Below are 12082 nucleotides of genomic sequence, written 5' to 3'. Positions count from 1 at the left end.
GCACGGACACGGAAGGATAGCGCTATGAGCGAAGAAACCGCAGGCAAGACGGCAGACCAGTCCGTCGATCTGCAGCATATGCCCGAGCTGGTCATCGTCACCGGCATGAGCGGCGCCGGGCGCACCGAGGCCATGCACTCGTTCGAGGATCTCGGCTACTTCTGCGTGGACAACCTGCCGTCCAGCCTGATCGGCAATCTTTTGGAGCTGACCGGCATGCCCGGCCAGCCCGACGAGAAGCGCCGCCTCGCCGTGGTGTGCGACGCGCGCAACCGCGACTTCTTCGCGAGCCTCGCCGGCGAGCTCAAGAAGTTGAAGGGCCTGGGCATCGACTACCGCATCCTGTTCTTGGACGCCGCCGACGAGAAGCTCGTCGCGCGCTACAAGTCCAGCCGACGCCGCCATCCGCTGTGCGCCGACGGTGCGTCCATCGCGCAGGGCATCGAGCGCGAGCGCGACCTTCTGTTCGAGGTGCGGGAGAACGCCCATCACGTCATCGACACCACGTCCATGCTGCCGCCGCAGCTGCGCTCGACCATCCGCGCGCTGTTCGCGCCGGGCGAGGAGCGCGCGGGCCTGTCCGTCACCGTGTACTCGTTCGGCTTCAAGCACGGAGCGCCGCTTGACGCCGACCTGGTCATGGACGTGCGCTTCCTGCCGAACCCCTACTACGAACCGCAGCTGCGCAGCCTCACGGGCCTCGACAAGCCGGTCAGCGACTTCGTGCTGTACCGCCCCGAGACCGAAGAGTTCCAGGAGAAGTGGCGCGCGCTTCTGGATTGCGTCATGCCCGGCTACGTGGCCGAGGGCAAACAGCAGCTGGCCATCGCCGTGGGATGCACGGGCGGCCAGCACCGCAGCGTCGCGCTGGCCGAGTCCACGGCCGACTACCTCAAGGCGAAGGGCTACCGCGTGAGCATCGCGCACCGCGACCTGTCGCTGGCCGAGGGCGCCGACGCCTCGGCGCGCTCCGGTGCCGCTGCAGGCCGGTAGGGGAGCGACCATGGTTGCCCGTCCGTTCTCCCACGACCCCTCGGCTACGGCGGCGTTCGCCGCACTGCGCGAATCGCAGCCCGTCGTCGCGCGCGACGAGCGCTTGCGCGTCGTCGTCATCGGCGGCGGCACCGGCGCGCCCGTGTCCATACGCACGCTCCTGTCCATGGGACTGGATACGAGCGCCGTCGTCGCCATGGCCGACGACGGCGGCTCCACCGGCATCCTGCGCGAGGAAGCCGACGTCACGCCGCCGGGCGACGTGCGCAAGTGCATCGCCGCAATGGCTGCGGACCCGAACGACCCTTTGACCAAGGCGTTCAAGTACCGCTTCTCGTTCGCTCGCAACCACACGCTGGGCAACCTCATGCTGTCTGCGCTCGAGGATGCGGCCGGGTCGTTTCCCGAGGCCATCTCCATCTGCGAGCGGCTGCTGGATGCGCGGGGGCACGTGTATCCCTCCACGCTCGATCGCGTGACGCTCACGGCTCGCACGCGCGACGGCCGCTCCCTCGAGGGGCAGGCCGTGGCCTGCCATTCGCGCACGGCGCTCGAGCGGGTGGGCCTGCGCGCCGCGCACGAGGTGGTGCCCTACCAGCCGGCGCTCGAGGCTATCCGCGAGGCCGACCTCATCGTTCTGGGCCCGGGCTCGCTGTTCACGTCCATCATCCCGAACCTGCTCGTGCCCGGCGTGGTGGATGCGATCCGCGCGTCGAAGGGTTCCACGCTGTTCGTGTGCTCGCTTGCCGACATGCAGGGGGAGACCTGGGGTCTCACCGCGCGCGAGCACGTGGAGGCGCTCATGGACCACGGCACGCGCGGGCTGCTGGATTACGTGCTGGTGCATACCCCGGTCTCGCTGCGCCCCGACAGCCCGGCCACGGGCGTGTTCACCGCTGTGACGGGTGCCGACTCGGAGCACGCCTCCACTGCCGACCTCGACGATCTCGTGCTGTCCGGACGCATCCGCCCCGTGCGCGTATGCTACCAGGACGTGCAGGCCATCCAGGCGCAGGGGCCGGTGGTCATTGCGCGCAACCTCGTCGATCCCATTCATCCAACCTGGCACGATCCTGCTGCCTTGCGCGATGCGTTTGCGGGGGTGTTGAAGCTATGTCGTTCACGGCGGAGGTAAAGGACGAGCTGGCTCGCGTCCCTCCCACGTGCTCGCACTGCGAGAAGGCGACGCTGGCCGCGCTCGTGCGCATCGAGGGAACGCTGTTCTTCAGCGGCCAGGGAAAGTACCGCATCGAGATAGCAACCGACGTGCCGTCCGTGGCGCGCCTCATCATCAAGCTGCTGCACGAGCTGTACCATCTCGAGACGAACCTCACGGTGCGCCGCAGCGTGCTGCACAAGACCCCGAACTACCTCATCGAGGCTCCTTCGCAGCCCCGCCTCGCGCCGGCTCTCGTCGACATGGGGGTTCTCTCGCCCGATGGAGGCTTGGAGCTTGGCCTCAAGCCCGACCTCGTGGAGAAGCAGTGCTGCACGGCGGCCTACCTGCGCGGCGCGTTCCTCGGCAGCGGCTTCGTGTCCGACCCGCGCGGCGACTTCCACTTCGAGATCACCGTGGAGAGCGAGGACCTGGCCGGAGGCCTGGTCGACCTGCTCGACCGCAAAGGCATCCGCGCGCGCGTCATGCAGCGACGCAGCTCCTACATGGTGTACCTTAAAAGCGGCAGCGCCATCCTGGAGTTCCTCGCGTTCGCCGGCGCGCACCAGAGCGCGCTCGCCATGGAGAACGCGCGCGTCATCAAGAGCGTGCGCAACGACGTGAATCGCATGACGAACGCCGAGATCGCGAACCAGGCCAAGGCCGCGAACGCCTCGGTCGACCAGCTGTACGCCATCCGCGTGGTGCTCGAGGCGCACGGCATGGAGAACCTGCCGCCGGCGCTGCAGGACTTCATCAAGCTGCGCGTGACCTATCCCGACGCCACGCTCAAGGAGCTGGGCGAGCGCGCGAACCCGCCCTTGTCGAAATCCGCCGTGTACCACCGCGTCCGCCGCATCGAGCAGATGGCGAAGGAGGCGCAAGGCTAGGAGGCTTCAGCCGGAAGACGGAGACGCTCGGTGCAGGATGCGCTAGCTCTCGAGCGGCCCCAGGAAGAACATCGTGAATGTGGACTCGGCCACGAGCCTGCCGCGCTCGTCGACGATGGCGCAGTGCGCCACCGACGTGCTGCGGCCCTTGTGCGAGGTGTCGGCGCTCACGGTGAGGCGCTGCGGGCGTACGGCGCGGACGAAGTTCGTCGCGCAGGAGACGGCCACGTTGCTCTCGCCGTAGGCGTACGTCGCCATGCCGGCGGCGATTTCCAGCATGGTGGACACGAAGCCGCCGTGGATGCAGCCGTGGTAGTTCAGCACGTTGTCCGGCACGTCGATCTCGTAGCGCACGCTGCCCGGCGAAGAGGCGAGGATGCGGATGCCCTCGAGCTCCTTTTGCGCCGGCACGTTGCCCATCAGCTTCTCCACGGTTTCCTGCGGTACTGCTTCCATGCTGCTCCTTCGGTCGGACGTGCGTCTACGGGCACCTTACCGCAGCCGTCGGCTGTGCGACACGGACGGATCGGGCGAACTGGCCGATGCTGGGAGAAGCGCGCTGCTGTACGGCGCGCACCGGGTGCGGAGCCCCTCGGCGAGCGGTGTGAAACTTCTGTGAATGGCCTGTTCGGTTGCTTTTTTTATACGGCTGCCAGATAAGGCTTGCAGCATCTGGGCGGCTACCGCTATGATCGGGGCGTTCCTGCAATTCTTAGTGCGAGTATCTGAAAGGGGATACGCATGGCAATCAAAGTAGGCATTAACGGATTCGGTCGCATCGGCCGCCTGGCGTTCCGCGCGATGGTGAACGATCCCGAGATCGAGGTTGTGGCAGTGAACGACCTCGGCGACATTCCGACGATGGCCCACCTGCTCAAGTACGATTCCATCCACGGGCGCGCCTTCGACACGGTCGAGGTCACCGAGGACGGCTTCGTGGCCGACGGCCATGCGGTCAAGGTGCTCTCCGAGCGCGAGCCCGCCAACCTCCCCTGGGGCGAGCTGGGCGTCGACGTCGTCGTCGAGTCCACCGGCTTCTTCACCGACGGCACGAAGGCCAAGGCGCACCTTGACGCGGGCGCCAAGAAGGTCGTCATCTCCGCGCCGGCCAAGAACGAGGACATCACCATCGTCATGGGCGTGAACGACGACCAGTACGATCCCGAGAAGCACAACATCATCTCGAACGCCTCGTGCACGACGAACTGCCTGGCCCCCTTCGCGAAGGTGCTCATGGACAACTTCGGCATCAAGCGCGGCTACATGAACACGATCCACTCCTACACGAACGACCAGAAGATCCTCGACCTTCCCCATAAGGACTTGCGTCGCGCCCGCGCGGCCGCCATGTCGATGATCCCCACCACCACGGGCGCCGCCCGCGCGGTGTCGTTGGTGCTGCCCGAGCTCAAGGGCAAGCTGGACGGCTTCGCCACCCGCGTTCCCACGCCGGACGGATCGATGGTCGACCTCACCGTGGAGCTTGAGAAGGACGCCACGGCCGATGAGATCAACGCCGCGATGAAGGCCGCCGCCGAGGGCCCGCTCAAGGGCATCCTGGAGTACACCGAGGACCCGATCGTCTCCATCGACATCGTGGACAACCCGCACTCCTCCATCTTCGACAGCAAGCTGACCATGGTGCTGGGCGGCGAGGGCAACTTCGTCAAGTGCATCTCCTGGTACGACAACGAGTGGGGCTACTCGAACCGTGTGAAGGACTTGGTGAAGATCCTTCTTTAACAGCATTCCCCGAAACGAGCCTGCCTTGGCAGGCTCGTTTCTCGTTTAGACAGGAGGGCCCCATGGCCGAGATCAAAACCATCGACGAGCTGGACGCGCGCGGCAAGCGCGTGCTCGTGCGCGTCGACTTCAACGTGCCGGTGAAGGACGGCGCCGTCACCGACGACACGCGCATCCGCGCGGCGCTGCCCACCATCCAGAAGCTCGTCACGCAAGGCGCGCGCGTCATCCTCATGAGCCATCTCGGCCGTCCGGCCGGCGAGGGCTTCGAGGAGTCGTTCACGCTGCGTCCCGCCGCCCAGAAGCTCTCCGAGCTTATGGGCAAGCCCGTGGTGTTCGCCACCGACACGGTGGGCGACGACGCCCGCGCGAAAGCCGCCTCGCTGCGCGACGGCGACGTGCTGGTGGTGGAGAACCTGCGCTTCGACAAGCGCGAGAAGAAGAACGATCCCGCGTTCTGCGAGGAGCTGGCCGCGCTCGGCGAGGCGTACGTGAACGACGCGTTCGGCACCGCGCACCGCGCCCATGCGTCCACGGCGGGCGTCGCCGCGCTCTTGCCGGCGTACGCGGGCTACCTCATGCAGCGCGAGGTGGCCACGCTCTCGGGCATGCTGGAGGAGCCGCGCCGTCCCTTCGCCGCCATCCTCGGCGGCTCGAAGGTGTCGGACAAGATCAAGGTCATCGACGCGCTCATGGACAAGTGCGACACGCTCATCATCGGCGGCGGCATGTGCTTCACGTTCCTTTTGGCCCAGGGCAAGGCCGTGGGCACCTCGCTCAAGGAAGAGGACTGGGTGGAGCGCGCGGCGGCCATGATCGCGAAGGCGGAGGAACGCGGCGTGCAGCTGCTGCTGCCGGTGGACGTCGTGTGCGCCGACCGCTTCGCCGAAGATGCCGAAACGCTCACGGTCTCGGTCGACGGGATTCCCGGTGATATGATGGGCCTCGACATCGGGCCCGAGACGGCTAAGCTGTACGCCGACGCGGTGGCCCAGGCCAAGACCGTGTTCTGGAACGGCCCCATGGGCGTGTTCGAGATGAAGGCGTTCGAGGCCGGCACGAAGGCCGTGGCCGAGGCCGTGGCCGCCAACGCGGATGCGGACACCATCATCGGCGGCGGCGACAGCGTGGCCGCCGTGAACAAGTTCGACCTGGCCGAGCAGATGACGTTCATCTCCACCGGCGGCGGCGCCTCCATGGAGCTCGTGCAGGGCGAGGCGCTCCCGGGCGTCGAGGCGTTGAAGTAGCAAGCAGGCGATTGCCCCGAACGGGAGACGGTTCCCGTCCGGGGCGTTTCGATGGAAAGGAAGTTCGCATGGCGCGCAAACCCATGATGGCAGGCAACTGGAAGATGAACAACACCATCGCCGAGGCCGTGGTGCTGACGCAGGAGATCTCCAACCAGTACGACAAGGAGACCTGGGGCGAGGACGTCGACATCGTCATCTGCCCGCCCTACGTCGACCTCAAGCCGGCCAAGACCGTGCTCGACTTCGACAAGACGAAGGTGGCCGTGAACGCCCAGAACGTGTACTGGGAGCCCTCCGGCGCCTACACCGGAGAGATCTCGGTGCCCATGATCAAGGAGATCGGCTGCGCGGGCAGCATCGTTGGCCACTCCGAGCGCCGCGAGCTGTTCGGCGAGACGAACGAGGACGTGAACCGCAAGGTGAAGGCGCTCGTCGAGGCGGGCCTGTACGCCATCGTGTGCGTGGGCGAGTCGCTGGCCGTGCGCGACGAGGGCACCACCGAGGAGTTCGTGTGCGCCCAGGTGCGCGCCGCGTTCGCCGGCGTGGACGCCGCCGACGCGCAGCGCTGCGTGGTGGCCTACGAGCCCATCTGGGCCATCGGCACGGGGCGCACGGCCACGCCCGAGCAGGCCGAGGCCGTCTGCGCCGCCATCCGCGCGACGCTCGCCGACCTGTACGGCGCGGAGGTCGCCGAGGAGATGCGCGTGCTGTACGGCGGCTCCATGAACCCGGGCAACGTCGAGGGCCTCATGGCCCAGCCGAACATCGACGGCGGCCTCATCGGAGGCGCCAGCCTGAAGGCGGCGTCTTTCGTGCAGCTGATCAACGCCTGCCTGTAGCCCTGTCGCCGTCCCGGGCGAGCGAAGCGGGTCGAAGGGCCTTCTCGTCAACGGAGGTTCTTCGTCGAAGCTTCGCTTCGGACGGCGGATCTGAGAACCTGTTGTCCCGGCGGCGCGCACTCCGCGCCGCCTCCCGTCATACCGAGCGGAGCGAGCGAAGTGAGCGCAGTCGAAGAATCCCGTGCGGCATCAGCCGAAAACCTTACCCTTCCCGCATGCCTTATCATCATGGACGGCTTCGGCCTGGCCGAGCCGGGCCCGGGAAACGCCATCTCTCAGGCGCGCACGCCGTGCCTCGACGAGGTGTTCGCCACCCGTCCGTGGACCAAGCTCGAGGCATCGGGCGAGGCCGTGGGCCTGCCCGCGGGGCAGATGGGCAACTCCGAGGTGGGACACCTCAACATCGGCGCCGGGCGCGTGGTGTTCCAGGAGCTCACCCGCATCAACCGTGCCTGCGCCGACGGTTCGCTGGCGGCGAACCCCGTGCTGAACGAGGCGTTCGCGGCGGCCGCACGGCCGGGGGCGGCGCTGCACCTTATGGGGCTCGTCTCCGACGGCGGCGTCCATTCCTCCAACGAGCACCTCTACGCGCTCGCGCGCGCCGCGAAGGCGGCCGGGGCGTCGCATATCGTGGTGCACTGCTTCATGGACGGCCGAGACGTGCCGCCGAGAAGCGGCGCGGGCTATCTGGACGAGTTGGAAGGCGTGCTGGCCGAGCTGACCGACGACGCGTGCGTCGCCGAAATCGGCAGCATCTCGGGACGCTACTACGCCATGGACCGCGACAACCGGTGGGAGCGCGTCGAGCAGGCGTGGCGCGCCGTTGTGGCCGCCGAGCCGCGCGCGGACGCGACGGCCGCCGAGGTCATGGCCGCTTCCTACGCCGTGGACGTCACCGACGAGTTCGTCGTGCCCACGGCGCTGACCGGGCGCGGCGTGCGCGACGGCGACGCGGTCGTGTTCTTCAACTTCCGCCCCGACCGCGCCCGCGAGATCACGCGCGCGCTGGTGGACCCTGCCTTCGCGGGTTTCGAGCGCGGCGCGCGCCCGCAGGTGAGCTTCGTGTGCCTGACCGAGTACGACCCCGAGATACCCGCTCCGGTGGCCTATCCCAAGGAGTTCCCCGCCGACGTGCTGGCCGACGTGCTGGCCGAGGCGGGCCTTGCGCAGTACCACATCGCCGAGACCGAGAAGTACGCCCACGTGACGTTCTTTCTGAACGGCGGGCGCGAGGAGCCGAAAGCGGGGGAGGAGCGCGCGCTCATCCCCAGCCCCAAGGTTGCCACCTACGACCTGAAACCTGAGATGAGCGAGCCTGACGTGGCCGCCACGCTGGCCGCGGCCATCGACGCGGACGAGGCCGACGTGTACATCGTGAACTTCGCGAACCCCGACATGGTGGGGCATACGGGCGTCATCCCGGCCGCCGTGGCCGCCATCGAGGCGGTGGATGCGGGCGTGTCCCAGGTGCTGGCCGCTCTCGAGCGCAAGGGCGGCACGGCGCTCATCACGGCCGACCATGGCAACGCCGATAAGATGCTCAGCCAGGACGGCAGCCCCTTCACGGCTCATACCACGGCGCCTGTGCCGCTCGCGCTCGTGGACTTCGCGGAAACGGGGCGCACGCTCGACGGTCGGCTCGGCGCGCTCTGCGACATCGCGCCCACGCTGCTCGAGCTCATCGGCCTCGAAGCCCCTGCCGCCATGACGGGGAGGAGCCTGCTGGCGTAGGTGGCGTTTTCGCGGGGATGAGGCGAGGGGGACGGGGCTGGCGTCCCGCTCCGTCTCGTCCCGCTACGCGAACGCCTGCGCCGCCCTTGCCCTGACGGGAGCCTTTCGCTATACTTAGAAACTTGCGTACCGATATACCTTTGATCGAAAGAAGAGAGACGAACCTTGAATCCGCTCCTCATCATCACGCTCATCCTGCTCGTCGTTTCGGGCATCGGCCTCATCGTGTTCATCCTGTTGCACTCCGGCAAGGGCACGGGCATCTCCGACATGATCGCCAGCTCGGTGTACTCCACCCAAACCGGTACGAGCATCGTCGAGAAGAACCTCGACCGCATCACCATCGCGTTCGCGATCATCTTCATGCTTTCGCTTATCGTCCTTATGATCATCTATCCCCACGGGACGATTGCAAAATAGCGAAAATTGCCCCTTCACAACGCAGAAGGGTTCGGGTAGAATAACCTGCGTTGCGTTTCGAGCAACACGTCGGAGTGGTGGAACGGCAGACACGCTAGCTTGAGGTGCTAGTGCCCGTTTAAGGGTGTGCGGGTTCAAATCCCGCCTCCGACACCAGAGAGAACGGAGAGAGCCTTAGGGCTCTCTTTTCTTATACCTCCGCATTGTATATGCGGACGGAGCCGCTTTCGGCGAAAGGAGCGGGCGTGGCGAAGGCGCTTGCAACGAAGAACCCGGTATCGGAGCGCATGCGCTCCATCCGGCGCGTGCTGTGGGTCATCCTCGTGCTGAACCTGGCGGTGGCCGCTGCGAAGTACGTCTACGGCCTGATGAGCGGATCGGCGTCCATGCAAGCCGACGGCATCCACTCGGTGTTCGACTCGGCTGGCAACGTGGTGGGCCTCGTCGGCATCGCGTTGGCGGCGCGTCCGGCCGACGACAGCCATCCTTACGGCCATGCGAAGTTCGAGACGTACGCAAGCCTCGTGATCGGCGTGCTGCTGCTTCTGGCGGCCTTCGAGGTGGGTTCGAGCGCGGTGGGCAAGCTCGTGTCCGGCGTGTACACGGCCGAAGTAACTCCCGTGTCGTTCATCGTCATGGTGGGCACCCTCGCCGTCAACATCGGGGTGACCACCTACGAGCGCCGGTGCGCGAAGCGGCTCAAAAGCGAGGTGCTTGCGGCGGATGCGAACCATACGCTGTCCGACGCGCTCGTGTCCATCGGGGTCATCGTCGGTCTGGCGGCCGTGGCGCTGGGCTTTCCCATGGCCGACCCCATCATGGCGCTCGTGGTGACCGTCGCCATCCTGGCCACGGCCTACGACGTATTCAAGCACGCGCTAGCCACCCTGTCCGATCATGCGCGCATTCCCGACAAGGACGTGCGTGCCGTGGCGATGGGCGTGCCGGGCGTGCAGGATGCCCATCATATCCGCACGCGCGGCACCGAGGGAGAGGTGTACGCCGACCTGCACGTGCTCGTGGCGCCCGGGATGACCGTGGGGGAGGCCCACGAGCTGTCCGAGCGGGTGGAGCGCGCCATCATGCAGCGGTTCCCGAACGTGATCGAGGTGCTCGTCCACATCGAGCCGAACGACGGCCATGAGGACTGAGGGCGCATGACCGAGGCGGTGTTCTTCGACGTGGGCTCGACGCTCATCCGGCCGTGCCCGTCGGTGGCCGAGACGTTCGCGCGCGTTGCGGCCGAGCGCGGCCACGACTTGACCGTGCGCGACGTCGAGCCGCACATGCCGGCCATGGACGCGTACTACGAAGCGGAGTATCTGCGCGACGGCGACTTCTGGTGCTCGCACGAGGGGTCGACGGCCATTTGGCTGGACCAGTACCGCTACGTGTGCCATCTCGCGGGCATCGGTCACGATGCGGAAGGCGTGGCGCAGACGGTGCACGAGGCCTATCGGCGCGCGGAATGCTGGGAGACGTACGCCGACGTCACAGCGTGCCTGAGAGCGCTCAAGGAGCGTGGATACGCGCTGGGAGTGGTATCGAACTGGGATGCGGGCTTGGAAGGGCTCCTGCGCGACCTCAGGCTGCTGCCGTACTTCGACACGGTAGTATCTTCGGCGGTGGTGGGCTACCGCAAGCCGAACCCGGTCATCTTCAACCTGGCTTGCGAGCAGATGGGCGTGCGCGCCGAATCGAGCGTGCATGTGGGCGATCGCCCCGATGCCGACGGGGACGGGGCGGCCGCTGCCGGCATCCGCGCGGTGATCGTCGACAGGCACGATGCCGAGAAAGATTGCGGCTACGAGTGCGTGACGGCGCTCACCGACCTCTTAGAGCTGCTCTAACCTTCATCGTTCGGAGCGAGGCATGAAAAAAGCCCGTCGGTTTGCCGACGGGCTTGTACGATCATGGAGCGGACGACGGGGTTCGAACCCGCGACCCCGACCTTGGCAAGGTCGTGCTCTACCAGCTGAGCCACGTCCGCATGGGTAACGCTTTTCAATTCTCAAACCGTCCGCCCCGCAAGGGGAGCGAATGGAGGCGACGCCCGGATTCGAACCGGGGGTGAAGGCTTTGCAGGCCTCTGCCTTACCACTTGGCCACGTCGCCACCTCGTCGACACCGTCATGAAAAGGCCGGTCAAAACTTTTGATAATGACCGGCCTGTTAGCGACGATGGAGCGGACGACGGGGTTCGAACCCGCGACCCCGACCTTGGCAAGGTCGTGCTCTACCAGCTGAGCCACGTCCGCATCGGCGAGGAAATATAATACTGGAAGTGTCCGTAGCGCGCAACCCCCGATTTCAGAAAAGTTCGCAAAAATATTTTCGAAATTTGTCTTTGATGGTCGGCGAACTTCTGGTAGACTATCTGCTTGCTGACGCGGAAAACTTCCAAAGCAGCAAGCATTCATGGGCGATTAGCTCAGGGGGAGAGCACTACCTTGACACGGTAGGGGTCACAAGTTCAAATCTTGTATCGCCCACCATGAATTCGAAAGAGCCTTCGATCTGCGAAGGCTCTTTTTTGTTGCTCCGGCCCCGAGGCCTCTCTCGTCAAAGTGACCCGGAAAAGTGCGAACGCGCGAACGATTTGGGGTTATAGGCAAGAAAGTGTGTCCAGAGCCTAATCGTAATCCATGCGATAAGGGCCGCTTGCATGCAGGTCATTCCATTGCACAGCAGTGCCCCAGCGCCCCACCGCTTCATCTTTTTCGCTAGCTTCGGCAGCTGCTCGATAAAACTCAGCAATCAGGACGTCCGTCGGCATTTCCTTCAGGATCTCTTTCGGGCTTGCACGGGCTTCAAGGTCCATATAGCACCACCAGAACGCCGCCTTGACGCGCCTCGTCAGCCTCAATCCCCGATGCTCTCGCAGCATGTGGCGGATCTGGGCGTTCACGCCGCCTTCGATCCTGTTCGTAGTCGCCGGAACAGGTCCTCCCTCGAGCAAGCCTTCGTCGAGATAGGTGAATAGGGTACCGGCCCTACAAAGCTTCAGAAGCCCGCCGCGCGCAGTGCGCAGCCTCTCGTGCTTGTAGCGGATCCGCCCGT

11 protein-coding genes, 5 tRNA genes and 1 pseudogene are annotated in these 12082 nt (G+C 66.0%); 12 read left to right on the top strand and 5 right to left on the bottom strand.

All coding sequences use genetic code 11. The features are described 5' to 3' along the window. Positions 1 to 24 precede the first annotated feature (24 nt). The 3 genes from rapZ to whiA are packed head-to-tail and all read left to right on the top strand — an operon-like array spanning position 25 to position 3039. Complete coding sequence (gene rapZ / locus HMPREF1023_RS14445) at positions 25 to 993, top strand: RNase adapter RapZ (RefSeq protein ID WP_009307182.1); 969 nt, start codon at positions 25 to 27, stop codon at positions 991 to 993. Between the two features lie 10 nt (positions 994 to 1003). Beyond that, positions 1004 to 2128 carry a gluconeogenesis factor YvcK family protein gene (yvcK, locus tag HMPREF1023_RS14440; protein ID WP_009307181.1) on the top strand — a complete coding sequence of 375 codons (1125 nt, stop codon included), beginning with the start codon at positions 1004 to 1006 and terminating at the stop codon, positions 2126 to 2128. Continuing rightward, positions 2107 to 3039 carry a DNA-binding protein WhiA gene (whiA, locus tag HMPREF1023_RS14435; protein WP_009307180.1) on the top strand — a complete coding sequence of 311 codons (933 nt, stop codon included), beginning with the start codon at positions 2107 to 2109 and terminating at the stop codon, positions 3037 to 3039. Before yvcK ends, whiA begins: the two co-directional genes overlap by 22 nt. Positions 3040 to 3081: 42 nt before the next feature. Here the strand turns inward: whiA and HMPREF1023_RS14430 are convergent, their stop codons facing one another. Continuing rightward, entirely contained in the window at positions 3082 to 3495 is a 414-nt protein-coding gene (locus HMPREF1023_RS14430) for a PaaI family thioesterase (RefSeq protein WP_009307179.1), read from the bottom strand. Positions 3496 to 3780: 285 nt separating this feature from the next. Here HMPREF1023_RS14430 and gap point away from each other — a divergent pair, with 285 nt between their 5' ends. From gap to HMPREF1023_RS14390, 8 genes are all read left to right on the top strand, one after another. Beyond that, positions 3781 to 4782, top strand: a complete 1002-nt coding sequence (gap, locus tag HMPREF1023_RS14425; RefSeq protein WP_009307178.1) for a type I glyceraldehyde-3-phosphate dehydrogenase — start codon at positions 3781 to 3783, stop codon at positions 4780 to 4782. Between the two features lie 62 nt (positions 4783 to 4844). Next, positions 4845 to 6029 carry a phosphoglycerate kinase gene (gene pgk, locus HMPREF1023_RS14420; RefSeq protein ID WP_009307177.1) on the top strand — a complete coding sequence of 395 codons (1185 nt, stop codon included), beginning with the start codon at positions 4845 to 4847 and terminating at the stop codon, positions 6027 to 6029. Positions 6030 to 6097: 68 nt separating this feature from the next. Then, a complete protein-coding gene (tpiA, locus tag HMPREF1023_RS14415) occupies positions 6098 to 6871 on the top strand; it encodes a triose-phosphate isomerase (RefSeq protein WP_009307176.1) in 774 nt (257 codons plus the stop codon). 159 nt (positions 6872 to 7030) lie between these two features. Continuing rightward, complete coding sequence (gpmI, locus tag HMPREF1023_RS14410) at positions 7031 to 8602, top strand: 2,3-bisphosphoglycerate-independent phosphoglycerate mutase (RefSeq protein ID WP_009307175.1); 1572 nt, start codon at positions 7031 to 7033, stop codon at positions 8600 to 8602. Between the two features lie 165 nt (positions 8603 to 8767). Further along, complete coding sequence (secG, locus tag HMPREF1023_RS14405) at positions 8768 to 9022, top strand: preprotein translocase subunit SecG (protein ID WP_009307174.1); 255 nt, start codon at positions 8768 to 8770, stop codon at positions 9020 to 9022. Between the two features lie 68 nt (positions 9023 to 9090). After that, a tRNA-Leu gene (locus HMPREF1023_RS14400) sits at positions 9091 to 9178 on the top strand. An 89-nt stretch (positions 9179 to 9267) separates the two neighbouring features. Continuing rightward, on the top strand, positions 9268 to 10173 hold the full coding sequence (locus HMPREF1023_RS14395; protein ID WP_009307173.1) for a cation diffusion facilitator family transporter: 906 nt from the start codon (positions 9268 to 9270) through the stop codon (positions 10171 to 10173). Positions 10174 to 10179: 6 nt separating this feature from the next. Beyond that, positions 10180 to 10872, top strand: a complete 693-nt coding sequence (locus HMPREF1023_RS14390; protein ID WP_009307172.1) for an HAD family hydrolase — start codon at positions 10180 to 10182, stop codon at positions 10870 to 10872. A 64-nt stretch (positions 10873 to 10936) separates the two neighbouring features. On the opposite strand, the gene HMPREF1023_RS14385 is transcribed toward HMPREF1023_RS14390, so the two are convergent. From HMPREF1023_RS14385 to HMPREF1023_RS14375, 3 genes are all read right to left on the bottom strand, one after another. Then, a tRNA-Gly gene (locus HMPREF1023_RS14385) sits at positions 10937 to 11012 on the bottom strand. A 51-nt stretch (positions 11013 to 11063) separates the two neighbouring features. Further along, positions 11064 to 11137 (bottom strand) — tRNA-Cys (locus HMPREF1023_RS14380). Positions 11138 to 11204: 67 nt separating this feature from the next. Next, positions 11205 to 11280, bottom strand: a tRNA-Gly gene (locus HMPREF1023_RS14375). A 162-nt stretch (positions 11281 to 11442) separates the two neighbouring features. Here HMPREF1023_RS14375 and HMPREF1023_RS14370 point away from each other — a divergent pair. After that, a tRNA-Val gene (locus HMPREF1023_RS14370) sits at positions 11443 to 11517 on the top strand. 137 nt (positions 11518 to 11654) lie between these two features. Here the strand turns inward: HMPREF1023_RS14370 and HMPREF1023_RS14365 are convergent. Beyond that, a pseudogene (locus HMPREF1023_RS14365) lies at positions 11655 to 12082 on the bottom strand (IS256 family transposase); the annotation flags it as partial.

Origin of the sequence: Eggerthella sp. 1_3_56FAA (assembly GCF_000185625.1) — a bacterium.
Classification (GTDB): Bacteria; Actinomycetota; Coriobacteriia; order Coriobacteriales; family Eggerthellaceae; genus Eggerthella; species Eggerthella lenta.
Note: the sequence above shows the minus strand (reverse complement) of the source record. Positions and strands in the feature narration are given on the sequence as shown.